Annotated in this window: 18 protein-coding genes; 7 read left to right on the forward strand and 11 right to left on the reverse strand. The window is 71.8% G+C overall.

Annotation, left to right across the window (positions count from 1 at the left end; genetic code table 11):
* Positions 1 to 89 precede the first annotated feature (89 nt).
* Positions 90 to 824, forward strand: coding sequence for a ferritin-like fold-containing protein (locus MRBLMI1x_RS10460; RefSeq protein WP_311870146.1), 735 nt, complete (start codon positions 90 to 92; stop codon positions 822 to 824).
* A gap of 29 nt (positions 825 to 853) precedes the next feature.
* Here MRBLMI1x_RS10460 and MRBLMI1x_RS10465 read toward each other — a convergent pair whose 3' ends face one another.
* Together MRBLMI1x_RS10465 and MRBLMI1x_RS10470 are read right to left on the reverse strand one after the other, a co-directional pair.
* Positions 854 to 1,144 (reverse strand): hypothetical protein, encoded by a 291-nt coding sequence (locus MRBLMI1x_RS10465; RefSeq protein ID WP_363458663.1) that lies wholly within the window; start codon positions 1,142 to 1,144, stop codon positions 854 to 856.
* A gap of 1 nt (position 1,145) precedes the next feature.
* Positions 1,146 to 1,367: a DUF3107 domain-containing protein gene (locus tag MRBLMI1x_RS10470; RefSeq protein ID WP_018188255.1), complete on the reverse strand. Its 222-nt coding sequence runs from the start codon at positions 1,365 to 1,367 to the stop codon at positions 1,146 to 1,148.
* 167 nt (positions 1,368 to 1,534) lie between these two features.
* Here MRBLMI1x_RS10470 and MRBLMI1x_RS10475 point away from each other — a divergent pair, with 167 nt between their 5' ends.
* Together MRBLMI1x_RS10475 and MRBLMI1x_RS10480 are read left to right on the forward strand one after the other, a co-directional pair.
* Positions 1,535 to 4,612, forward strand: a complete 3,078-nt coding sequence (locus MRBLMI1x_RS10475; protein ID WP_363458665.1) for an ATP-dependent helicase — start codon at positions 1,535 to 1,537, stop codon at positions 4,610 to 4,612.
* Positions 4,609 to 7,887 (forward strand): ATP-dependent DNA helicase, encoded by a 3,279-nt coding sequence (locus tag MRBLMI1x_RS10480; RefSeq protein WP_363458667.1) that lies wholly within the window; start codon positions 4,609 to 4,611, stop codon positions 7,885 to 7,887. The genes MRBLMI1x_RS10475 and MRBLMI1x_RS10480 overlap by 4 nt, the downstream gene beginning before the upstream one ends.
* 15 nt (positions 7,888 to 7,902) lie before the next feature.
* Here MRBLMI1x_RS10480 and MRBLMI1x_RS10485 read toward each other — a convergent pair whose 3' ends face one another.
* Entirely contained in the window at positions 7,903 to 9,132 is a 1,230-nt protein-coding gene (locus MRBLMI1x_RS10485) for a phosphotransferase (RefSeq protein ID WP_363458669.1), read from the reverse strand.
* A 65-nt stretch (positions 9,133 to 9,197) separates the two neighbouring features.
* On the opposite strand from MRBLMI1x_RS10485, the gene nudC reads away from it, so the two are divergent.
* On the forward strand, positions 9,198 to 10,100 hold the full coding sequence (nudC, locus tag MRBLMI1x_RS10490; RefSeq protein ID WP_020097117.1) for an NAD(+) diphosphatase: 903 nt from the start codon (positions 9,198 to 9,200) through the stop codon (positions 10,098 to 10,100).
* The gene (locus MRBLMI1x_RS10495) at positions 10,097 to 11,809 is read left to right on the forward strand and encodes an ATP-dependent helicase (protein ID WP_414685591.1); all 1,713 of its coding nucleotides are present in this window, start codon (positions 10,097 to 10,099) and stop codon (positions 11,807 to 11,809) included. The genes nudC and MRBLMI1x_RS10495 overlap by 4 nt, the downstream gene beginning before the upstream one ends.
* Positions 11,810 to 12,597: 788 nt before the next feature.
* Here MRBLMI1x_RS10495 and MRBLMI1x_RS10500 read toward each other — a convergent pair.
* Entirely contained in the window at positions 12,598 to 14,031 is a 1,434-nt protein-coding gene (locus tag MRBLMI1x_RS10500; RefSeq protein ID WP_363458673.1) for a zinc-dependent metalloprotease, read from the reverse strand.
* A gap of 126 nt (positions 14,032 to 14,157) precedes the next feature.
* Here MRBLMI1x_RS10500 and MRBLMI1x_RS10505 point away from each other — a divergent pair, with 126 nt between their 5' ends.
* Together MRBLMI1x_RS10505 and MRBLMI1x_RS10510 are read left to right on the forward strand one after the other, a co-directional pair.
* Positions 14,158 to 15,282, forward strand: coding sequence for a YlbL family protein (locus tag MRBLMI1x_RS10505; RefSeq protein ID WP_116228956.1), 1,125 nt, complete (start codon positions 14,158 to 14,160; stop codon positions 15,280 to 15,282).
* Between the two features lie 80 nt (positions 15,283 to 15,362).
* On the forward strand, positions 15,363 to 18,284 hold the full coding sequence (locus MRBLMI1x_RS10510) for a UPF0182 family protein (RefSeq protein ID WP_363458675.1): 2,922 nt from the start codon (positions 15,363 to 15,365) through the stop codon (positions 18,282 to 18,284).
* Between the two features lie 24 nt (positions 18,285 to 18,308).
* Here the strand turns inward: MRBLMI1x_RS10510 and MRBLMI1x_RS10515 are convergent, their stop codons facing one another.
* The 7 genes from MRBLMI1x_RS10515 to idi are packed head-to-tail and all read right to left on the reverse strand — an operon-like array spanning position 18,309 to position 23,855.
* Positions 18,309 to 19,184, reverse strand: coding sequence for a prenyltransferase (locus MRBLMI1x_RS10515; protein WP_020097122.1), 876 nt, complete (start codon positions 19,182 to 19,184; stop codon positions 18,309 to 18,311).
* On the reverse strand, positions 19,181 to 19,489 hold the full coding sequence (locus MRBLMI1x_RS10520) for a lycopene cyclase domain-containing protein (protein WP_018188245.1): 309 nt from the start codon (positions 19,487 to 19,489) through the stop codon (positions 19,181 to 19,183). Before MRBLMI1x_RS10520 ends, MRBLMI1x_RS10515 begins: the two co-directional genes overlap by 4 nt.
* Complete coding sequence (locus MRBLMI1x_RS10525; protein ID WP_363458678.1) at positions 19,486 to 19,818, reverse strand: lycopene cyclase domain-containing protein; 333 nt, start codon at positions 19,816 to 19,818, stop codon at positions 19,486 to 19,488. Before MRBLMI1x_RS10525 ends, MRBLMI1x_RS10520 begins: the two co-directional genes overlap by 4 nt.
* A 5-nt stretch (positions 19,819 to 19,823) precedes the next feature.
* Positions 19,824 to 21,377, reverse strand: coding sequence for a phytoene desaturase family protein (gene crtI / locus MRBLMI1x_RS10530; protein ID WP_363458680.1), 1,554 nt, complete (start codon positions 21,375 to 21,377; stop codon positions 19,824 to 19,826).
* Positions 21,374 to 22,252, reverse strand: a complete 879-nt coding sequence (locus MRBLMI1x_RS10535; RefSeq protein ID WP_363458682.1) for a phytoene/squalene synthase family protein — start codon at positions 22,250 to 22,252, stop codon at positions 21,374 to 21,376. Before MRBLMI1x_RS10535 ends, crtI begins: the two co-directional genes overlap by 4 nt.
* Entirely contained in the window at positions 22,249 to 23,313 is a 1,065-nt protein-coding gene (locus MRBLMI1x_RS10540) for a polyprenyl synthetase family protein (protein ID WP_363458684.1), read from the reverse strand. The genes MRBLMI1x_RS10535 and MRBLMI1x_RS10540 overlap by 4 nt, the downstream gene beginning before the upstream one ends.
* A complete protein-coding gene (gene idi, locus MRBLMI1x_RS10545; protein ID WP_018188240.1) occupies positions 23,310 to 23,855 on the reverse strand; it encodes an isopentenyl-diphosphate Delta-isomerase in 546 nt (181 codons plus the stop codon). The genes MRBLMI1x_RS10540 and idi overlap by 4 nt, the downstream gene beginning before the upstream one ends.
* Between the last annotated feature and the right edge of the window lie 2 nt (positions 23,856 to 23,857).

The following is a 23,857-nucleotide window of genomic DNA, read 5'->3' on the forward strand; positions in this document are numbered from 1 at the left end:
TCACTCAGCCCCAGGCGCGGGGTCCCGATCCGACGCCGGGACGGATCCACCCTACCGGAGGGGCGCCTCGCGCCCCGTAGGCTGGCCCCGTGGTGAGGTGGTTCTGGCAGCGACGACGGCCCCCCGGGCGCATCCTTCGACTGCGTTCGCGCGATGAGGCGAGCGACGTTCGCCGTGTCGACTTCCAGCAGCTCGCCCCCGACGTGGCGACGTACCTCGGTCAGGCCGCCTATCTGCAGCTCGGCTACGTCGAGACGCTGAGCTCGGTCATCGAACGCAGTCCCGAGCTCGCGCACAAGGAGTCGCTCTCCCGTGCCGCCGGCGCGGCGCTGTTCAAGCATCAGGCCCTCGTGGCGCTCATCCGCGACCGCGGCGAGGATCCGCTCGAGCTCATGCTGCCGTTCCGCGAACCGCTCGACGCGTTCCGTCGGGCGACACACGGCATCCGTCCCCTCGAGACCATGCTGACGGTGCACGTCACCGCGGGCCTGCTCGACGACTTCTACCTCTCGCTGTCGGGGAGCTACGGCGACACGGGCCGCCGCGCCGCCGCCATCCTCCGAGCGGATGCCGACCGGTCACCGCTCGTCGGCATCATCACCGACGCCATCGCGGCCGACGACGAACTGCGGTCGCTTCTCAGCCTGTGGGGGCGCCGACTCGTGGGCGACACGCTCCTGGTCGCCCGGGGCGCACTCCGCTCGGGCGCCGCAGAGCGCCCGGGTGCGCTCGATCGGGACGACGAGAAGCAGGTCGAGCCCGTGTTCACGCAACTGCTCGGCGCGCACTCGCGACGGATGACCGGCATCGGCCTCGACGCCTGAGAGGGCGCGGGCGCCCGAGAAGGCGCGGGCTAGGCGATGCCGAGTTCGGTGCGCGTCCGCGCGTCGTGTGCGGCGCGCAGCCGCGACACCACGAGCAGAGCGGTGGGCGTCACCACGACGGGGACGGCGATGCTCACGAGCCAGATCCATCCCTGATCCGGACCGACCCCGGCCCACGTCATGGCCGTCCAGGTGCCGGCACCCAACAGGCTCCCCAGCAGGGGGCCGAGGGCCACGCCGCGCAGGGAGCGCAGCGGCAGCGCGTAGTGCGCGGCCGCCCCGGCGATCGCCCCGAAGACCAGTGCCAGGACGACGAGCATGTCAGGCGACGAAGCCGACGCGCCGGGACTGGTCGGTGCCGACCTCGACGAACGTGATGCCCGCCGTGGGGATGAGGTAGGTCGCGCCCTTCGCGTCGGCGAGGGTCACGTAGCTCGCACCGCTGTCGAGGGCGGTGATGATCGTCTGCTTCACGGCGTCGGCCGTCTCGTTCGAGTCGAAGCCGAGCTCGCGCGAGTTCGCGATGCCGATGCGGATCTCCACGGTGATGCCTGCCTTTCCCGGCCCGGGTCTCCGGGCGCTTCTCGAGCCTACGACACCCGCTCCCGCCGTGGCCGCGGGCCCGCGCTCGCTGTCGGCGAACGCGGCTGCGCCCGGCGCGCGGGAGGGGTGGTGCACCGGTGTCGGCGACGCCGATTAGCGTGGAGCGCATGCCCGCCGCGCCCCTCCGTTCCGACCTGGCGCAGGATGCGGTGACCTCCCTCCCCTCCGACGCGTCCGGTGTCGTGATCGGAGCTCCCGGCACCGGCAAGACCTCGACCCTGGTCCGTCGCGTCGTCGCGCTCGTCGACGGCGGGATGCCGCCGGAGCAGATCCTCGTGCTCACCCCCACGCGCACGGCGGCCACAGCGCTCCGCGACCGGCTCGCCGTCGGCGTGGGCGTGGCGACGAGCGGCCCGCTGGCCCGCTCCGTCGCCGCCTTCGCCTATCAGGTCGTCCGCGCGCACGCCGTCCACCGCGGGGACGAGCCGCCGCAGCTGCTCACCGGCCCCGACGAGGACCGAATCATCGGCGACCTCCTCGCCGGCGACGCGGAGGACGAGCGGAGCGGGCCCTCGCGATGGCCGGAATGGCTGCCCGCCGACATCCGCTCCGGCGCGGGTCTGCGCGCGGAGATCCGCGCCTTCCTCGCCGAGATGACCACCCTCGGCATCGAACCCGAGCAGCTCGCGGCGCGCGCCGCGGCGACCGACCGCCCCGTCTGGGCATCGCTCGCATCCTTCGCGCACGAGTACCGCGCCGTCCGCGCCCGCATGCGCGGCGCGCACCGTGACGCGGCGGGTCTGGTGCGCGAAGCGGTCGGGCTCCTCCGCGACGCTCCCGCGGCCTCGCCCGCTCTCGGCGCGGTCGCGGGACTGCGCGCGATCCTCGTCGACGATGCGCAGGAGGTCACCCTGGGCGGCGTCGAACTGCTGGAGGCGTGCCGGATGCGGGGCGTCGCGGTGCTGGCGTTCGGCGACCCGGACGTCGGATCGGGATCCTTCCGCGGCGCCCGCCCCGAGAACTTCGCCCGTCTCGCCACGAGCACGTACGTCCTGGGCAGCGTGCACCGGGGGACCGCCGCCCAGCGCGACCTCACCGCCCAGGTCACGTCCCGCATCGGCGCGGCGGGATTGGTGGCGCACCGGCATCCGCCCGTCGGCCTCGAGGCCGACGACAGCGTGCGCGCCTTCGCGCTGCGCTCGGGAGCGGAGGAGTTCGATCTGATCGCCCGGCTCCTGCGCGAGCGGCACGTGCACGACGGCGTCCCGTGGGAGCAGTGCGCGGTCATCGCCCACGATTCGCGTCAGGTGACGGCGCTCGAGGCGGAGCTGTCTGCGCGCGATGTCCCGACCGCCGCCGTCGGCCCCGCGCGAGCCCTCGCCGAGACGCCGATCGTGCGCGACCTCCTGCGCGCGGTCGACCTGGCCGCCGTCGCCACCGAGCTCCGCACCGACGACGACGTGCTCGACGTGCTCGTCGGCGGGGGACTCGATCCCGTCGAGCTGCGGAGGCTGCGCGCCGCCCTCCGCCACGCCGAGCTGCGGTCGGGTGGGGAGAGGTCGGCTCGCGAACTGCTGGCGGCGGGCGTGCGGCATCCGATCGAGTTCGACGTCATCGACACGCCCGAGGCGCGACGCGCGGCTCGACTCTCGCGGACGCTCGCCGAGGTGGGCGAGCAGCTCCAGTCGGGTGCGACCGCGCACGAGCTGCTGTGGACGGTGTGGGAGCAGCGGGGACTCGAGCGCCAGCTGCGCACACTCGCCGACGGCCAGGGTCCGCTCGCCGATCAGGCGCGGCGCGACCTCGACGCGGTCGTCGCCCTCTTCGAAGCCGCGAAGCGTCACGGCGAGCGGGAGGACGGCACGGCGCCGATCGATCACCTCCGCGCGCTGCTGTCGTCCGAGGTCGCCGAGGACCGCCTGCGGACCGGGACGGTGGCCAGCGGCGTCCAGATCTCGACGCCGGCAGCGGCGCTCGGGCTCGAGTTCGACACCGTCGTCGTCGCCGGTGTCCAGGACGGCGTCTGGCCGAACCTGCGCCTGCGGGGGAGCCTGCTCGAGACGGCGCGGCTCGCCGAGCAGGACGCCGACGTCGACACCGCCGACCGCCGACGGGCCGTACTGCACGACGAGCTGCGGCTGTTCGCGCGCGCCGTCTCGCGAGCACGGTCGCATCTCGTCGTGACCGCGGTCGACGACGACGATTCCGGCCCGAGTGTGCTGTTCGAGCTCCTGCCTCCCGCGGCGCCGGCTCCGCGTGCTGCGGAGCACCCCCTGACCCTCCGAGGGCTGGTCGCGAGCCACCGACGCCGTCTGACCGACCCGCGCACCACCGAATCCGATCGGACGGATGCCGCCGGGCAGCTCGCGCTGCTCTCGGCGGCGGGTGTGCCGGGTGCCGACCCGGCCCAGTGGTACGGCCTCGCCGAGCCGACCTCGACAGCCCCGATCCGCGACCTCGACGCCGAACCCCTGCGCATCTCGCCCTCCCGCATCCAAGCACTGGAGCAGTGTCAGCTCGACTGGGTGATCGGTGATCTCGGCGGCGATCCGGGCGGCGCCGTGGCGGGTCTCGGGACCCTCCTGCATGCCGCGCTCGAGCATGCCGACGCGGCGGACCCCGAGGCGCTGTGGGCGTTCGTCGAGGAAGGCTGGTCGCAGCTCGAGTTCGAGGCGGCCTGGATCGACGAGGCCGAACGCCGCCGCGCCCGCGACCTCGTGTCGCGCCTCGCCGCCTACCTCCGCGACACCGAGCAAGCCGGCACGACCCTCGTCGGCGCCGAGCCCCACTTCGAGGTGCCGCTGCCGGTGGCGGATGCCGCGCATCCCGCGATCCTCTCGGGCTACATCGACCGGGTCGAACGGACGAGGGACGGACGCGTCGTCATCGTGGACCTCAAGACCGGCCGGAGCGAGGCGACGAGCGACCGCGCCGCGGTCGACAATCCGCAGCTCGCCGCCTACCAGCTCGCGTTCGAGCGGGGGGCGATCCCCGAGGTGGCAGGCGCCGCGCCGGGCGGAGCGAAGCTGCTCGTCCTGAAAGGCACCCGGAACGCGCCGTACGCCGAACCGCGCCAGGAACCTTTCGACGACGAGACGCGCGCCGCATTCCTCGGCCGTGTCGACGAGGCCGTCCGCGTGATGCGGGGGACATCGTTCGTCGCCCCGTTCGAGGAGCACTGCCGCGACGACCACACCCGCGGGCTCTGCCGCATCCACACGATCGGTCCGGTGAGTTCCGCGTGAGCACCGCACTCCTGCGTCCCGAGACCGTCGCGGCGGCCCTCGGACAGTTCCCGCCGACGCCCGAGCAGTCGGCCGTCATCTCCGCCCCCCTCGCCCCGGCTCTCGTCGTCGCCGGTGCCGGCAGCGGCAAGACCGAGACGATGGCGGGGCGCGTCGTGTGGTTGGTCGCGAACGGCCTGGTCCGCCGGGACGAGGTGCTCGGCCTGACCTTCACGCGCAAGGCCGCGGGCGAGCTCGCGGAGCGGATCGGCTCGCGCCTGCGCCGCCTGGCCGAGTTCGAGCGGCGCGGTCTGCTTCCGCACCTCGAGCGGCTCAACGACGAGGGTCGCCTGGCCGTGTTCGGCGAGCTGGAGCGAGCCGGCGCGCCCGAATCGGCGCGCCGCGCGGCGCTCGACGCGCTGGCTCCCGAGCCGACCACTCCCGAAGCGGGCGATGCGCTGCTGGAGCGCCCTGCCGTGTCGACCTACAACAGCTTCGCCGACGCCATCGTGCGCGAGAACGCGGTCCGCATCGGGCGCGACGCCGAGGCGGTCGTGCTCAGCGAGTCCGCCGCGTGGCTGCTCATGCGTCAGGTGGTGCTCTCCTCCGACGACACGCGCCTGCCCGATCGCATCGAGCGGCCGTCGACGATCATCGATGCGGCGCTGCGGATCGCACGCGACAGCGTCGACAACCTCGCCGACCTCGATGACCTCGACGCCTTCGCGGAGGAGTTCCAGGGCGTCCTCGAGCGGCCCAGTCAGCGAGCCGCCACCACCGTGTACGCCGACGTGCGGACGGCGTCCGAGAAGGTGTCCGGGCTCGCCGTCCTCACCTCGCTCGCCCGCACCTACGAAGCCGAGAAGCGGCGGCGTGGCCTCATCGACTTCTCCGACCAGGTGGCCGGCGCCCTCCAGGTCGTCCGCGCCCACCCGTCGGTCGCCGAGGAGCTCCGCCAGCGTTACCGGGTCGTGCTCCTCGACGAGTACCAGGACACGTCCGTCGTGCAGACCGACCTGCTGGCCACCCTCTTCCGCGACACGGCGGTGATGGCCGTCGGCGACCCGCACCAGTCCATCTACGGCTGGCGCGGCGCGAGCGCAGGCAACCTCGGCGACTTCGCGCGCTCGTTCGACCCGGATGCCGAGGCCCGCACCTACTCGCTCCTGACGAGCTGGCGAAACGGCGTCGACGTCCTCCGCGCGGCGGGCGCCGTGCTCGCGCCGCTGGAGGCACCCGTCGAGGTGGGGACGCTGAGACCTCGCGAGGGCGCGCCGACGGGTCGCGTCGACATCGTGGTCGAGACGGACGTCGACGCGGAAGCGGATGCCGTCGCCGAATGGTTCCGAGCGGTACGGGACGAGCGGCACCGAGGTGGGCGGTCGACGACGGCGGCCGTCCTCGTCCGCAGCAAGAAGCACATGCTCCGATTCGCGGACGCGCTGGGGCGACGCGGCATCCCGCATCGGATCCTCGGACTGGGAGGACTCCTCTCGACGCCTGAGGTGGTCGACGTCGTCTCGGCCCTCCGCGTGATCAGCGACCCGCGGGCCGGGTCCGCCCTCATCCGCCTGCTCTCGGGGCCCCGCTGGGCGATCGGGCTCGCCGACCTCAGGGAGCTGGCCCAGGTCGCCGCGCGTCTCGTCCGTCACGACACCGCCCTGCAGCCCCTGCCTCCCGAGCTCGCCGAGACGATCCGCTCGTCGGCGGGGGACGAAGGCGGCTCACTCGTCGCCGCTCTCGACTTCGTGGCCCGTCAGAAGCCCGACCACGGCTGGCTCGCCGGGTTCACCCCCGCGGCGCGGGAGCGCCTCCGTGACGCGGGAGCGGTGTTCGCCGGGCTCCGGCGAGCCGCGGGTCTGCCGATCCCCGAACTCGTGCGTCTCATCGAGAACGAGCTGCGCCTGGACATCGAGCTCGCCGCGAACGAATCGCGCGGTCCGGCACGGACGGCATCCGATCAGCTCCGGGCGTTCATCGACGAGCTCCACGGCTTCCTGCAGACGGATGAGCGGGGTTCGCTCCCGAGCCTGCTGGCCTGGCTCGATCGGGCGGAGCGCATCGACGAGTTCGCCCCGCGCACTGAGCCGCCCGAGGACGACGTGGTCCAGCTGCTCACGATCCACGGGTCGAAGGGCCTCGAGTGGGATGCCGTGGCCGTCGTCCGAGGCGTCGAGGAGGAGCTGCCTGCCCGCTTGCAGGATTCGAAGGGATGGCTCGGATTCGGTGTGCTGCCGTACTCCTTCCGCGGCGACCGGGAGTGGCTGCCCGATCTGCGGTGGCGCGCACCCGACGCCCCCTCCCAGCAGGACCTCAAGACGGCGCTCGGGTCGTTCACCGACGGCATCCGGGAGCGCCACCTCGCTGAGGAGCGTCGTCTCGCCTACGTCGCGGTCACGCGCGCCCGCGAGCACCTGCTGATCTCCGCCTCGCCGTGGGCCGGCACCAAGAAGCCCCGTGAGGTCAGCCGGTTCGTCCGCGAGATCGCGGAGGAACTCGGGATCGCGCTTCCCGACGCGGACGTCGCCGAGAACCCGTACGAGGGCGCTCGGGCGACGCTCGACTGGCCGATCGACCCCCTCGGATCGCGCGCATCCCGAGTGCGGGAGGCCGCGGCCCGGGTCGAGGCGGCGATGAACGCCCCGGCGGCCACCCCGACACGCGACCTCGAACTGCTCCTCGCCGAGCGTGCGGCGCGCGCGGCCGGCCGCGAGAGGGTCGCGCCCACCCGCATCCCCGCATCCCGGTTCAAGGACTTCGTCGCCGACTACGACGCGGCGGCGACGGCGGTCGCCCGCCCCCTGCCCGAACGGCCCTACCGGCAGACGCGACTCGGCACGCTGTTCCACGCGTGGGTCGAGCAGCGGTCCGGTCTCGTCGGTCGGTCGCGCTCGATCGACGACGTCCTCTGGGACGACGACGAATCGGTCTCGATGTCACCGGCCGACGCGGATGCGCTCGACCGGCTGCGCGACGCGTTCCTGGCGTCGGAGTGGGGTCCCCTTCAACCGATCGAGGTCGAGACGGAGATCGATTTCGTCGATCCCGACGCGCTGGGCGACGGCCGTCCCCACATCGTCATCTGCAAGCTGGATGCGGTGTACCGCCGGGGCGACCGGATCGAGATCGTGGACTGGAAGACGGGTCGCCCGCCGCGCACCCCGGCCGAGCGCACCGAGCGGATGCTGCAGCTCGAGCTGTACCGCAGGGCCTACCACGCCAAGCACGGGGTTCCGATGGACCGGATCGACGTCGTGCTGTTCTACGTCGCCGACGGTCTGATCCTCCGCGGCTGACGAAGCGACGGCGGGTCAGGCGGTCCCCGTCCAGCGACGGAGCGCGTTCTTCGCGGCGTCGTCGGGGTCGCTCTCCTCGGCGGGGGTCTCCGCCTGTGTGCCCGCCCAGTCGCCGAACTCGAGGGCCTCGGTCTCCTGGTCGACGACGGATGCCGCCGACGCCGCATCGTCGTCCTCGTACCCGTCGAGCATGCCGGGGTCGTAGGCATCGGTCTGCATGGAGGTGTCGATGGCCCCCGTGGTGCTGGCCGGCACGCGCCCCAGTGCGGCCAGGGCGTCGTCGATGCTGACGGTCCCCGATCCGATCGGCGCCTCGTCGCGGACGCTCTCGTCGAGGGACTCGAGGAGGGCCACGGCATCCGTCATGACCGACTCCGACGCCGTGTCGTGACCGTGCACGAGCCACTTGGCGAACTCGAGCTCGGCGTGCAGCCGGGCGCGCTCGGCGAGCATCGCGTCGGGGGCGCGCCCGCTCGCCGCGGCGTAGGCCACGACGACGTCCGCGGCGGCGTCGGGTGCGCTGGCGACCCAGCGCAGATCCTCCGCGGGGTCGCCGACGCTCAGCCCGCCCCAGTGGAGCAGCCCGGCGACGGTGGGAACCCCCTCGACGTCGGTCAGGGTGAAGGATGCCGGATCGACGCCGCCGAGGATGACGGTGGGTTCGAGGTTCCACAGCGCATCCAGCGCGACAGCCCGGCTCCACCGTCGCAGGAGGCCGAAGGGCAGTCGTCCGGTCGACTCGGCGCGGTCCAGGAGACGCTCGGTGTCCGTCCGCACCTGCGCGGCCGTGCGGGCGGGCAGGCCCGCGCCGTGGACGATGGAGGTGGGGAGCTCGTGGATGCCGGCGATGGCGGCCGCGATGGCGGTTGCGACGCCGCGCCCCGGCGGGACGTGGGCGGCGTCCACCCGATAACCGGTGAGGTAGGTCTGCACCCGCGCCGTGCGGCCGCCGACGCGGGAGGTCCCGAGGGTCTCGGGGGCTCGGAAGGGCAGCATGGCCCGGACTCCGGGGGTGAGGGCGCCGAGCGCCGTCGTCTCGCGGACGGCGTCCGCCTCGGCCTCGTCGCTCTCGGGAACGCGGACGACGAGCCGGGTGCCGTCGTCGAGGTGGAGGAGCGCGCTGTCGTACCGGTGGCCGACGTCTTCGCTGAGTGCAGCCGCACCCGTGATGCTCGTGCGCACACCCGACGCCTGCGAGAGAGCCGCCGTGGCGGCCGCGGCTAGAGTGAGAGGAGAGCGTGCCATGCCCCCCAGGGTAGGCGGGGCACGGCCCCGCGCCCCCCACGCCACGCCCGCAAGAGAGGTCCTCGATGACGACGAAGGACGTCCCGCCGCCCCTGGCGCGAGCGGTCATCGACCGTGCAGCCGAAGAGCGGCTCGACGAAGGTCTGCTCACCCGCATCCGAGCGGATCGCGACACGCGCGTGCTGCTGCTTCACGGCGACCGCGCGCCGCTCGACGAGAACTCGGCGCTGCGCTGGCTCACCCCCGAGGCCGTTCCCGGTGACGCCGTCTGGGCGTTCCTCGGCCGCGATTCCCAGCACCGCGCGGTCGCCGTGGCGGCCGTGTCGCCGAAAGCCGACGAGCCGACGGTGGATGCCGCCGGGTGGGGGAGTCTGCGCGTCGTCGGAGGCGATCTCGACGCCGACGAGGCGGGCCGCTTCGTGCAGGGGCTGAGCCTCGGTCGCTGGCTGCTCGACGCCCCGTTCTGCCCGGCCTGCGGCGGGGCGACGGAGATCCGGCAGGCGGGCTGGTCCCGCCGGTGCGTCGTCTGCGGTCGCCAGCACTTCCCCCGGACCGACCCCGCCGTGATCGTCGCCGTCGCGAGCTCGGACGGGGAGCGTCTGCTGCTCGGGCGGAACGCCGCGTGGGGCGACATTCCGACCTATTCCACGTTCGCGGGGTTCGTCGAGGCCGGCGAGTCGCTCGAGACCACCGTCGAGCGCGAGGTCGCCGAGGAGGCGGGCGTCCGCCTCGACCGCATCGTCTACCGCGGATCGCAGGCGTGGCCGTACCCGCGCTCGCTCATGCTCGGCTTCACCGCCTTCGCCGTCGCCGACGATGAAGCCCGTCCCGACGGCGAGGAGATCCTCGACGTGCGGTGGTTCACCCGGGCGGAGATCCGCGAGGCTCTGGCAGGCGGCGGCGACATCCGTCTTCCCGGGCCGGCCTCCATCGCCCGGAGCCTCATCGTCCGATGGGTCGGGGAGTGAGCGCGGACCCGCTCGCCGACCTCGACGACCGCCAGCGCGAGGCGGCGGGCACCCTCCGCGGTCAGGTGTGCGTTCTCGCCGGCGCCGGCACGGGGAAGACGCGCGTCATCACCCACCGGATCGCGCACGGCGTCGACACCGGCGCCTATTCGCCGCAGCGCGTCATGGCGGTCACCTTCACGACGAAGGCGGCCGGCGAACTGCGGGGCCGGCTCCGAGGACTCGGCGTCGAGGGCGTCGCGGCCCGCACCTTCCACGCCGCGGCCCTCGCCCAGCTGAACTTCTTCTGGCCCCAGGTGGCGCGCGACACCGCGCCGGCGATCGTCGACAGCAAGGTGAAGCTCCTCTCGCACGCGGCGGACGGGATCGGTCTGCGACTGGATGCCTCGACGCTGCGCGATGTCGCCTCCCAGATCGAGTGGCGGAAGGTCACGATGCGCTCGATCGAGGACTACGCCGACGTTCGGTCCGGCGGCATCCCCGGGCTGTCGATCGACCCCCTCGTGGGCCTCCAGCGCGCCTACGAGAAGCTGAAGGACGAGCGTCGCCAGCTCGATTTCGAGGACGTCCTGCTCGCCTGCGCCGGGATGATCGAATCCGAGCCGCGCGTCGCCGCTGCCGTCCACGAGCAGTACCGCCACTTCACCGTCGACGAGTACCAGGACGTCTCGCCCGTGCAGCACCGCCTGCTGCAGCTGTGGCTGGGCGATCGCAAGGATCTGTGCGTCGTCGGCGACGCGAGCCAGACCATCTACTCGTTCGCCGGCGCCGACCCCCGCTACTTGCTCGAGTTCGCCGAGCGCGACGACGACGTCACCGTGGTGCGCCTCGAACGCAACTACCGATCGGATGCCGCGGTCCTCGCCGTCGCGAACGAGCTCATGCGCGGGCGACCCGGCGCCCTGCAGCTCGTGACACCGGCGCCCGCCGGCCCCTCTCCCGAGGTGACGTCTTACGAGGACGACGCGGCCGAGGCGAACGGCATCGCGGATCGGATCGCCGCGCAGCTCCGAGAAGGTGTCGACCCGCACGACGTCGCCGTGCTCTACCGGCTGAACGCGCAGTCGGCCCCGCTCCTGGCGGCCCTCTCGAGCCGCGGCATCCCGGCGACGGTCCTTGGGGGCAAGCGGTTCTGGGACCTGCCCGAGGTGCGCCAGGCGCTCATGGCCCTCCGCGGTGCCTCCGTCGCGCCGCTGTCGGGGTCGTTCATCGCCACGGTGCGCGACGTCCTGCGATCGCTCGGACTGACCGACGAGGCGCCCCCCGCCGGCGGCGCGCTGCGCGAGGCCTGGGAAGCGCGGGCGGCGGTGCTCCGCCTCGCCGAGGAAGCCCCGGAGGGGACCACTCTGCGCGGCTTCACCGACGAGCTCACCGCCCGCGCCAAGGCGCAGCACGAACCCGCGATGCGCACCGTGACCCTGGCGACGCTCCACGCCGCGAAGGGCCTCGAATGGCCCCACGTCCACCTCATGGGTCTCAGCGAAGGGCTCCTCCCGATCTCGTACGCGACGACATTCGAGCAGATCGACGAGGAGCGGCGTCTCGCCTACGTGGGCGTCACGCGGGCCGCGCGAACGCTGTCGCTGTCGTGGGCGCAGCGGTCGGGGAACCGGGAGCGTCAGCGCTCCAGATTCCTTCAGGAGATCGGCAGAGGCACCCTGCGTGAGGTCGGTGTTCGCGGCTCTCGCCCACCCCGTCCGCGGCGCTGAGGACGACGGAGCGTCCTACCGCGCCGCTGCGCAGCATCCGGGCCGCGAGGGTCGCCGCCTCGACCAGCAGGAGCGGGTCGGTGGGGACCGACGGTCGCGCGAGCAGCTGCGCCGCCACGAGCGGCCAATCGGGGTCGCGATCGCGCCGATACGCGTGGACGCAGGCGATGCAGGCGGTCTCCCCGGGGACGACGAATGGACCCACGACGACACGGTCGCCCGAGAGCTCGATCGGGAGGTGGGGGATGTCGTTCGCGGTGAGCCGCGCGGCGCGATGCGGATCGACCAGGCGCGACGCGACGACGACAATCGGTTCGGGCGCCGTCGGCAGAGGCCATCGGGCGGTGTCGACGACGTCCAGTCCCGCGGCCTGCATCCCGCCGACGAGCGTGGTCTCGTCCTCGTGGCGCAGATCGGCCGGCAGCTCGACCCGGACGGCCGGTGCGGGCGCCGCCTCGGGAGCGAGGGCCTTCTCTATGCGACGCAGGAACGCATCCGCTTCGTCGTCGGTCGCACCGAGCTCCCGCGCCAGTGGCGCGAGCCGTGCATCCGGGATGCCGCTCACGAGGGCATCGAGCAGACGCTCCTGCCACGGCGTCAGACCGGTGAGCGGTCGCTCGTCGTCCATCCCGAGCTGGACGCTGGTCGGGGTCCGCCACAGCGGGGGATGAGAGGGGGCGAGACGCAGCATGCCGCGATTCTGACGTCGCGTCCCCGCCTCCGCCGGGGCCGTCCACAGGTGAACACTGAGGACAGGCCTCAGAGCCGCTGTGGAGGAGGCTCGGGGATCAGACGGGCCGCGGCCCCGTCGGGCCGTCCTCGCCGGGCGCATCCGGCTCGTCTGGCTCGTCGTCGGCAGGAGCCGCATCCGTCGGATGCTCCGCGGCTGCCTCCTCGTCCAAGAGGGCCGCGAGGGCGTCGTCGAACGCATCGCGTTCGGGCTCCTCGCCGCGCTCGCTCGCCTGCAGCCGTGCCACCAGCGCGGCCGGATCGTCGATGTCCTCAGCCGTCGGGATCAGGTCGGGGTAATCCCAGAGGCGGTCGCGGACCGTCGGACCGACGGCATCCGTCACCGCACGCCACATGGCGGCGGCTTCGCGCAGTCGACGGGGACGCAGTTCGAGGCCGACGAGGGAGGCCATCGCCTGTTCGCCGGGCCCGCCGACCGCGCGGCGGCGGCGGACGGCCTCGGCGATGCGGTCGGCGGAGGGCACGCGCGCGGTCGCGTCGGCGGTGACGACGTCGACCCAGCCCTCGATGGTCGCGAGGAGGTTCTCGAGCCTCGTCAGGGCGGCGACCTGAGCCTCGGAGCGCTGGGGGAGGAGGGCGCCGCTCTCGATGGCCGCCTTCAGCTCTTCGGGGGCCGACGGATCGAACCGCGAGGCGAGGTCCTCGAGGGCGTTCGTGTCGACGTGGACGCCGCGCGCGAAGTCGGTCACCTGCGAGATGACATGCAGGCGCAGCCACTTCGCGTGACGGAACAGTCGCGCGTGGGCGAGTTCGCGGGTGGCCAGCACGAGCGCGAGCTGGTCCTCCTCGATCTCGAGGTCGCGGCCGAAGTCCGCGAAGTTCTGCGGCAGGATCGCCGCGTCCCCCGTGGGCATAAGAGGGATGCCGACGTCGCCACCGCTCACGACCTCGAGCGACAGGCGTCCGATCACCGCACCCAGCTGCGACGCGAACAGGGCGCCGCCCACGCGGCGCATGAGGCGTCCCGCGCCCTGGATGGCCGAACGCATCTCCTCGGGCGTCTGCGACTCGAGCGCTGCCATGAGCGCGTCGCTGATCGAGGTCGCCACCGGCTCGGCGAGCTCCTGCCACACCGGGAGGGTCGCCTCCACCCACTGGCCGCGGGTGATCGGCTGCGGAGCTTGCGCGAGCTCGGCGATCGCCGTCACCTCGCTGAGCCACAGCGCGGCGAGGGCGAAGGCCTGATCGAACTCGGTCCGCGACCCTGCCGTGATCCCCAGCCCGTCCTGATTCGCGATGTGCAGGGCCTGGGTCTTCGCGGCGGACCAGTCGAGGCCGTCGTCGTCCCCGTCACCGGCCATCGCCGCCTGGAACTGGCGCATGATGTTCTGCATCATCGCGGGGTCGATGCCCATGCCCGACAGCTGGCGGAGCTGCTCGGGGTCGATTCCGCCCTGACCGCTGAGCATGCGTCGGAGCATCTCGGCGAGGTCGTCGTCGCCGGGCAGATCGTCGTCCGAGGGATCGGTCATGTCAGGCGCCTTTCAGCAGGGGGGAGACGTCTCGTTCTACGCTAGTGGCAGGTTTTCTCCGCCCGGTCCGAGCGGGAGACGTCCCGTGTACGCCGGCCGCGAACGAGCGCCGGAGGAAGGACCCGCGTGTCGCTCTTCGACAACGCCGCCGAGCCGGCTGCCGCCCCGCCGTCCCGCCGTTCCCGTCGCTTCTCCGCGGGGGTCTGGGCTCTCGTCGTGGCGCTCGTCGCCCTGCTCATCCTGAGCTTCCTCCCCACCGGTTTCGTGATCCAGCGGCAGGGACCGGTCGTCAACACCTTGGGGTCGGCCGAGAACGCGTCCGGCGACGACGTCCCCCTCATCTCTGTGAGCGGTGCGAAGACGTACCCCACCGCGGGCGCCCTCGACCTCACCACCGTGCAGGTCGTCGGCAACCGCGAGACCACGCCGTCCTGGTTCGAGCTCGCGAAGGCGTGGCTCGATCCCGGCGAAGCCGTCCTCCCGATCGACGACGTGTTCCCGGCGGGGACGACGACCGAGCAGCGCAACGAGGAGAACGCCGCGCTGATGGTCGACTCCCAGAAGGAGGCCACGGCCGCCGCGCTCACCGAACTGGGGTACGAGGTCCGGGCCCACGTCGGCGTCGGCGCACTGAGCGACGACTCCGCCGCGAAGGGCATCCTCGAGGTCGGCGACGAGATCGTCTCGGCGAGCGGCACGCCGATCGAGGACACCGCGCAGCTGCGATCCCTGATCAACGAGCGGGGAGGTCAGCCCGTCGAACTGGTCATCCGCCGGAACGGTGCCGAGCGCACGGTCACCGTGACGCCCTCGCGCACCACCACGAAGGACGGCACGGTCTGGATCATCGGGATCACGACCTCGCGGGACTTCGATTTCCCCATCGACGTGAAGATCCAGCTCGACCGGATCGGCGGGCCCAGCGCCGGCCAGATGTTCGCGCTCGGGATCATCGACACCCTGACTCCCGGCGAGCTCAACGGCGGCAAGCAGGTCGCCGGAACGGGCACGATCGACGCCACCGGCACGATCGGGCCGATCGGCGGCATCCGTCAGAAGCTCTACGGCGCGAAGGATGCCGGGGCCACCTACTTCCTCGCCCCGGAGAAGAACTGCAACGAGGTCGTCGGCCACATCCCGGACGGCCTGCGCGTCGTCCCCGTCTCGACCCTCGACGACTCGCTCACAGCCCTCGACGCGATCCGTACCGGCACGGGCGTGGACAAGCTCCCCGTGTGCGCCGCCGGTTGAGTCCGCAGCGCCCCTGCGATTCCGCCCAGAGCGCATCCCGCCGCCGCCGTCCGCGAGTCGGCCCCGCCTAGGATGAGAGGGTGACCTCGACACCTGCCGGACCGGCCACGTCCACCCCTCCGAACCCCGTTCGCCGCACGATCGCCATCACGGTCGGAGTCCTCGTGGTGCTGGTGATCGCGTTCTTCGCGTTCGCCAGCCTGTACACGGACTGGCAGTGGTACAAGCAGCTCGGCTACGACAGTGTGCTGGTGACGCAGTGGACGGCCCGTGTCGTCATGTTCGTCATCGGGTTCGTCGCGATGGCGGCCCCCGTCTTCGCAGCCATCCAGCTCGCGTACCGACTTCGGCCGGTCTACGCCCGACTGAGCTCCCAGCTCGATCACTACCAGGAGGTCGTCGAGCCTCTCCGACGCCTGGCCATGTGGGGCATCCCCGTCTTCTTCGGCTTCTTCGCGGGCTTCGCCGCCTCGGCGCAGTGGGAGACCGCCTGGCTGTGGGCCAACGGTGTCACCACCGGTCAGAAGGATCCGCAGTTCGGCCTCGACACCGGCTTCTACCTGTTCCAGATGCCGTTCTACAGCGTCGTGCTCGGCTTCACGTCCGCAGTGCTGCTGATCTGCCTTCTCGTGACCGTCGTCGTCGCCTACCTCTACGGCTCGGTGCGCGTCGGGCAGCGCGAACTCCGCATCTCCAAGGCCGCCCGCATCCAGCTCGCCATCGTCGCTGCGCTCTATCTCGCCGTACAGGCGGTCAGCCTCTGGTTCGACCGGTTCAAGACGCTCACGACGCAGGGCGACCGGTTCACCGGCGCCAGCTACGTCGACGTCAACGCGGTCATCCCGGGTCTCGCGATCCTGTCCATCGCCGCAGCGATCGTCGCCGCGCTGTTCGTCGTGACGGCCATCATCGGCCGGTGGCGCTTCCCGCTCATCGGAACCGCGCTGCTCATCGTCTCCTCCCTCGTCGTCGGCGTCGCCTACCCGTGGGCCGTCAGCCAGTTCCAGGTCGCGCCTAACCTCGAGACCTACGAGGCGCCCTACGTCGACCGCAACCTCGCGGCGACGAAGTTCGCCTACGGCATCAACGGGCTCGAGAAGACCGAGTACGAGGCGGTCACCACGGCCGAGAAGGGTCAGCTCCGGGCCGACGCCGAGACCACCGCGTCGCTGCGCATCATGGACCCCGCCATCATCGGACCGACCGTGCGCCAGCTCGAGCAGTACCGCTCGTACTACCAGTTCCAGAACCCGCTCGACGTCGACCGGTACGAGATCGACGGCAAGATGCAGGATGCCGTCGTGTCGGTGCGCGAGCTGAACCTCGACCAGCTGGGCAACGCCCAGTCCTGGTACAACAACACGCTCGTCTACACGCACGGCTACGGCGTCGTGGCGGCGAAGGGCAACGACCGCACCGCGGACGGTGACCCCGTCTTTCTCGAGCGCGGCATCCCGACCTCCGGCGACCTCACCAACGAGTCGAAGTACGAGCCCCGCATCTACTTCGGCGAGTCGTCGCCGCCCTACTCGATCGTCGGCGGCCCGAAGGGTAGCGACCCGGTCGAACTCGACTACCCGCGCGGCGAGGACGGCGCCGGTCAGACCCGGACGACGTTCACCGGCAACGGCGGCCCGAACATCGGCAACCCGTTCAACCGGTTGCTGTACGCGCTGAAGTTCCAGTCGACCGACATCCTGTTCTCCGACGGGATCAACGACGACTCGCAGATCCTCTACGATCGCAACCCGCGCGATCGCGTCCAGAAGGTGGCCCCCTACCTCGAGCTCGACAGCGATCCGTACCCGAGCGTCGTGGACGGCCGCGTCGTCTGGATCATCGACGGCTACACGCTGAGCAACAACTACCCGTACTCGTCGATCGTGAGCCTGCGGGACGCGATCTCCGACACCACGAACCGCGCCCCGAGCGTCGCGCTCGACGACGTGAACTACATCCGCAACTCGGTCAAGGCGACCGTCGATGCGTACGACGGCTCGGTCAAGCTTTACGCCTGGGACGACCAGGACCCGATGCTGAAGGCCTGGCAGAAGATCTACCCGTCGACCCTCCGCCCCATCAGCGAGATGTCCGGCGACTTGATGAGCCACGTGCGCTACCCGACGGACCTGTTCAAGGTGCAGCGCGCCATGCTCGGGACCTACCACGTCGACGACGCGCAGTCCTTCATCCGCCGCGACAACGCGTGGCGGACGCCGCAGGACCCGGTGACCCAGTCGAACCTGCAGCCGCCGTACTACCTGACGATGCAGATGCCGGGGCAGCAGGACCCGACCTACTCGATGTTCACGTCCTTCATTCCGGCGGCAGAGGGCGACCAAGAGCGCAACGTGCTCATGGGCTACCTTGCGGTCGACGCCAACGCCGGCAGCACGAAGGGCGAGAAGAACCCCGATTACGGCAAGCTCCGCATGCTGGAGATCAGCGCGGATGTCTCGGTCCCCGGCCCGGGTCAGGTGCAGAACACCTTCAGCTCGAACGAGACCATCGCGCAGCAGGTGAACCTCCTGCGACAGGGTCAGTCCGAGGTCCGCAACGGCAACCTGCTGACGCTCCCCGTCGGTGGCGGTCTGCTGTACGTGCAGCCGATCTTCGTGCAGGCGTCGAGCGGAACCCAGCTGCCCGCCCTCCGCAAGATCCTCGTCGCGTTCGGTGACGAGGTCGCCTTCGAGGACACCCTGCAGGAAGCGCTCGACAAGCTGTTCGGCGGTGACTCCGGCGCGACGACCGGCGATGAGGGAACGACGCCGTCGCCTTCGCCGAGCGGGTCGCCGAGCCCCAGCGCGACGCCCGGCGGCGGACAGAACGAGACGCCCCCAGCGGGTGTCGGCGACGAGATCGCGCGTCTCCTGCAGCAGGCCCGTCAGGTCATGACGGCGCGTGACGACGCCATGCAGAAGGGTGACTGGGCCGCCTACGGCGAGCAGGACAAGGCGCTCACCGACATCATCAACAGGCTCATCCAGCTCGACGGGGAGTGATCCCGCTGATCTGGTGGGGGCGGTTCACGACAGGAACAGCCCCCACCAGATCACCAGCAGTGTCACCACGAATCCGGCGAACTGGTTGAGCCAGAGGAACCGGTCCCAGCCGCGGGTGGCGGAGGCGGCATCCGCGTCGGTCACCGAACGGTAGGGCCACACGGTGGCGAGGTACGGTAGCGCGACGATCGCGGCGAGCGGTCCCGGCCACGCGGTCCCGAGCATCGCAACGCCCGACGCCGCGTAGGCGACGAGCGAGAACCGCACCGTCCACGCCGCGCCGCGCGCGGTGGCGATCGATGAGATCCCCGCCTCGCGGTCGGCGACGACATCCTGCACGGCGCCGAACGCGTGCGACGCGACACCCCACAGCGCGAACGCCACGATGATGAGCACGAGCTGCGGCGTCCACGTCGCGCCGGTCAGAACGAGGGCGTACACGGCGGGCGAGAAGAAGTGGATGCTGCTCGTCACCGAATCCGCGAAGGGGCGCTCTTTGAGGCGGAGGGGCGGCGCGCTGTAGAAGACGACAGCGAGCAGACTGAGCCCCAGGACGAGCCACGACAACGGTGGGCCCGACAGCACGAGGAAGACGACGAAAGGGAGACCCAGCAGACCCGACGCCCACAGGGTGGGGGCGTGCAGGCTCTTCTCGAGGATCGCTCCGTGCGCTCCGCCCTTGCGCGGGTTCCGCAGGTCGGACTCGTAGTCGAACACGTCGTTGATGCCGTACATCGCGACGTTGTACGGGATCAGGAAGAAGATGGTCCCGATGACCAGGACGAGGTCGATCTCGCGTGCGGCCAGCAGATACGCCGCCGCGAACGGATAGGCCGTGTTGATCCAGCTCACGGGGCGGGAGGACACGAAGAGCTGGCGGGCGAAGCGGAGGGGCGTCACGCGGCATCCCTCCTCTCGGGCAGCAGCGCACCGATCGCCGGGAGGAGGAAGGCGACGCACAGCGGGTAGGCGAAGTCCTCTATCGGGGCGAGGCCGATGCGGATGCCGCTGATGTGCTCCTCGGGGTAGGTGAAGAGGTCGGCGGCGATCATCACGTTGTCGAACACCGCCGTCAGGAGGACGAGGATGCCGGCGGTCCACAGCGACGCGACCAGGCGCTCTCGTCGCTGCGGGCGGCGGAGCGAGAAGAGGGTCACGACGACGGTGACGACGACGAACGGGAGGACGATCAGCGGGTAGGTCATGCGGCGTCCCGGCTTCGTGCTCGCGTGCGTCTCCGCGTGACGAGAGCGTGGACGACCAGCGTCAGGTGGCAGAGGAACGCCAGGAAGACCGGCTCCTCGAGAGGCAGGTGGGGGGCGAGATCGATGCCGACGAGCAGAGGGCTGTCGCCGCGGACGAAGACGCCGGTCGCGATGCCCACCAGGTCCCACACGAGGAGGAAGGCCGTTCCGCAGGCGATCAGCAGCAGGTTGCGACCGGGGTCGGCGGTCACCGCGAGGCGGTGCCTCAGGTCGATCGCGATCACACCGAGCGCCGAGAGGATCAGGGCGCCCAGGTACAGCCCGGGCACCGCCGTCAGCGTTCCGAGGCGAGCGGCTCGGGAAGCCGTCCGGTGGACACGTCCCCGTCGAGGAGCTTCACGACGAGCTCGGCCGAGATGAGGCACATCGGGAGGCCGACGCCGGGGAGCACGGTCTGACCGGCGTAGAGAAGGCCGTCGACCTTCGAGCGCAGCCCCGGGCGGAACATCGCCGACTGCCCGAGGGTGTGAGCGAGGCCGAGCGCGCCGCCCCGGAAGGAACCGAAGTCGGCGGCGAAGTCGCCGGGCGAGATGGTGCGGCGCACACGGACGCGATCGGCGAGATCGGCGACACCGGTCCACGACGCGATCTGAGCGATGACGGCATCCGCAGCGGCTTCGATCGCCGGGTCGCCGGCGCCGTCGACTCCGCCGTGTCCGAGCTCGGGCGCGGCGGGCATGGGGACGAGGACGAAGAGGTTCTCGTGGCCGGCGGGCGCCACGTCGTCATCGGTGGCGCTCGGCCGGCAGACGTACAACGAGGCGGGGTCGGGGATCGCACCGGCGTGCTCCGCGCCGAAGATCGCGTCGAAGTTCGCCTTCCAGTCCTTCGTGAACAGCAGGGTGTGGTGTTCGAGCTCGGGAAGCTCGCCTTCGACGCCCAGGAGGATCAGGAGCGCTCCAAAGGACGGCACGCGCTTGTCCCACCACGCGTCGCTGCGAGACCGCAGCTCCGGCGGGAGCAGCGCGGTCTCGGTGTGGTGCATGTCGGCGGTCGAGATGACGTGGTCCGCCTCGATGCGGGTGCCGTCGGCGAGACGGATGCCGGTGGCCACGTCGCCGACGGTGATGATCCGCTCGACGCGGCTGCCGGTGCGGATGACCGCGCCGCGCTCTTCGGCGAGGCGGGCGATCGCCCGGATGATCTGCACGAAGCCGCCGCGGGGGTAGAGCACGCCGTCGTCGAGGTCGAGGTGGCTCATCAGGTGGTACAGGCTCGGCGCGTCGTACGGCGAGCCCCCGAGGAAGACCGCCGGATAGCCGAGGACCTGTCGCAGGACCGGGTCGGCGAACCGCTTCTCGACGTGCGTCGACAGGGGGCGCAGGAGGAGCGGCAGCAGCGTGCCGAGCTTGCCGAGCACGTCGGGGTGGGTCAGCCCCTTCAGCGAGACGTAGGGGTCGTACAGGAAGCGCGAGACCGCGAGGTCGTAGATCTCGCCGGCGGAGTCGAGGTACGTCGCGAGGTTCTCGCCGGCGCCGCTCTCGCGGGCCTCGAACGCGGCGACGGCGGCATCCCGTCCCGAGACGACGTCGAAGGGCTCGCTCTCGCCCTCGTGGTACACGCGGTAGGCGGGATCCAGCCGCACGAGGTCGAGCTGCTCGGCGGCCGTGGTACCGAGCAGAGCGAAGAAGTGATCGAAGACCTCGGGCATGAGGTACCAGCTGGGGCCGGTGTCGAAGCGGAAGCCGTCCTTCTCCCAGCTGCCGGCGCGCCCGCCGACGTCGTCGAGCGCTTCGAAGACGGTGACCTCGTCGCCTCGGTCGGCGAGGAGCGCAGCGGTGGCGAGACCGGTGATGCCTCCTCCGATGATCGCGATGCGGCGGGTCATGCGGGGGACCTCCGGGAGAGTCGTCGGGCGGGGAGGACGGTGCGGTGGGCGACGGCCGCGCGGACCGCGATCGCCGCCTTCACGGGGTTCGGGACGCGGACCCTCGTATCGAGATCGTCGGTGCGGTGCAGGCGGGCGGCGAGCGAGGCGAACAGGCCGTGCGCGGTCGCGACCGCGACGCGGCAGTCCGCGGGCAGGAGCGGGATCGTCGCGGCCGCGGCATCCAGGTCGGCATCGATGCGTGCGAGGACCTGCTCGCGTCGCTCGGCGCCCCCGTCGACGCCGAGGTAGTCCCGGCCCAGGCGGCCGGCGTCGTCGGCGTGGTCGCGCAGGAAGTTGATGTCCTGGAAGGCGGCCCCGAGGCGGCGAGCGCCGGACACCAGGGCCGGGTCCGGGTCGCGCGGCGCGGCGGATCCCGCGTTGACGAAGACCTGGAGGCACATGAGCCCGACGACTTCGGCGGAACCGTAGACGTAGTCGTCGTGCGAGGCGTCGTCGTGCTGGGCCTGCTCAAGGTCGGTGCGCATCGAGGTGAAGAACGGCTCGATGTGCACGCGGGCGATCCCGCACTGGCGGGCGGTCCGCGCGAAGGCGTGGACGACGAGGTTGGCGCTGAACCCCCGCGCGATCGCGGCGTAGGTCTCGGCCTCGAGTGCGTCGAGGACGTTCCGCTGCTCGTCGAGCGGGACGCCGGCCGCCTCGGCCGCTCCGTCGACGATCTCGTCGGCAACGCGCACCAGGGCGTACACGTTCCGCACGTGCGGGCGCACGCGTCCGCCGAGGAGGTTCGTCGCGAGCCCGAACGAGGTCGAATAGGCGCGGATGACGGATGCCGCCGCCACCGTCGCGGTCTCGTCGTAGAGCGTGTCGGTCATCGGGGGATGCGGTCCTCGACGGCGGCGGCCAGTGCGGCGAGGAGGACGACGGCGTCGCGGGGGAGCGAGGCGTCCGCCGCACGGCCGCGCGCCGAACGGAGGGTGTCGGCGATCAATTCGACCGCTCGCTCGCGCGCGCCGCTGGCGGCCAGTTCGCGCTGTGCCTCGGCGATCGCGATCGGCCCGGTCGGCGCCATCGCGAGGGCGGAGGCGATGCGAGGCCAGGCCTCGGTCTCGGCCGCCATGGCGATGAGCGGGGTGCGCTTGGACGCACGGAGGTCCGCCCCCGGTTCGCGTCCCGCCTCGGCGCGCGACCCGAAGGTGCCGATGAGGTCGTCGGCGAGCTGGAAGGCGACCCCGATCGCGGACCCGGCCGATTCGAGGGCGGCCCGCTCGTCGTCGCTCGCCCCCGCCAGCAGTGCGCCTGCGGCGAGGGGAGCCTGGAAGGAGTAGAACGCCGTCTTGTCGCGTGCCGTGCGGATGAGCGAGTCGGCCGGGGGGAGGTCGGCGCCGATGGTCTGCTCGACGTCGGCGAGTTCGCCCGCCGCGGAGACGAGGAGAGCGTCGTCGAGGAGGACGAAGAGGGCAGCCCGATGGGGGGCGGTGACGGGCGCGGTCGCGATGAGCCTCGTCGCCTCGAACAGCAGCAGGTCGCCGGCGAGGACGGCCGCGGCTGCGCCGAGCAGGTTCGCATCGTCGTGGTCGCCGCCGAGGGCGTGTGCGCGTTCACGGAACCGTCCGACGACGTTCGGGATGCCGCGCCGTTCGACGTCGCCGTCGATCAGGTCGTCGTGGACCACGAACGCCGCGTGGAGCAGCTCGAAGGCCGCGGCGACGCGCCAGAGCCCGGGGGAGTGTCGGATGTCGCCGCCGAACGCCTCGAACGCGGCGACCACGAGCGCGGGCCGCAGGCGCTTGCCACCGGTGGCCGATGCCGCGGTCGCCTCGCCGAGCGCCGCGGAGGCTTCGCCGAGGGCGGCCGATCGGATGCGCAGGCGGTCGAGTGCGACCTCGAGAGCGTCATCGATCTCGCGTCGGGCGATCGATGACAGGGCGATCACGAGGCTCTCCTGCGGGCGTCTGGCACCAACTCGAGCTGCTGCGCCTGGAGGACGAGCCACGGGCTGAAGGCCCAGGGGGCGGCACTGATCGACGTGTCCAGGTCGGCGGGGTCGACCCAGCGCGCCTCCGCGACTTCGTCGGGGTTGAGGCGGGGTTCGTCGTCCGTGTAGGCGACGTACACCGGGCAGATCTCGTTTTCGACGATTCCCGACGCGTCGACGGCGCGGTAGCGGAACTGCGGCAGCGTGAGGGTGACGTCGCGGAGGGTGAGTCCCACTTCGTGGGCCGCGCGGCGGTGGACGGCATCCACCATCGACTCCGAGGGGCCCGGGTGCCCGCAGAACGAGTTCGTCCACACGCCCGGCCAGGCGGCTTTGCTCAGGGCGCGGCGGGTGACGAGGAGCTCGCCGCGCGAGTTGTAGACGTGGCAGGAGAACGCCAGATGGAGGTGCGTGTCGGTACCGTGGACCGTTGCCTTCGGAGCGGTGCCGATGTCGCGTCCGTCGTCGTCCAGCAGGATGACGTACTCGATGTCTGACACAG

The sequence above is a fragment of the Microbacterium sp. LMI1x-1-1.1 genome, assembly GCF_040676205.1.
Classification (GTDB): domain Bacteria; phylum Actinomycetota; class Actinomycetes; order Actinomycetales; family Microbacteriaceae; genus Microbacterium; species Microbacterium aquilitoris.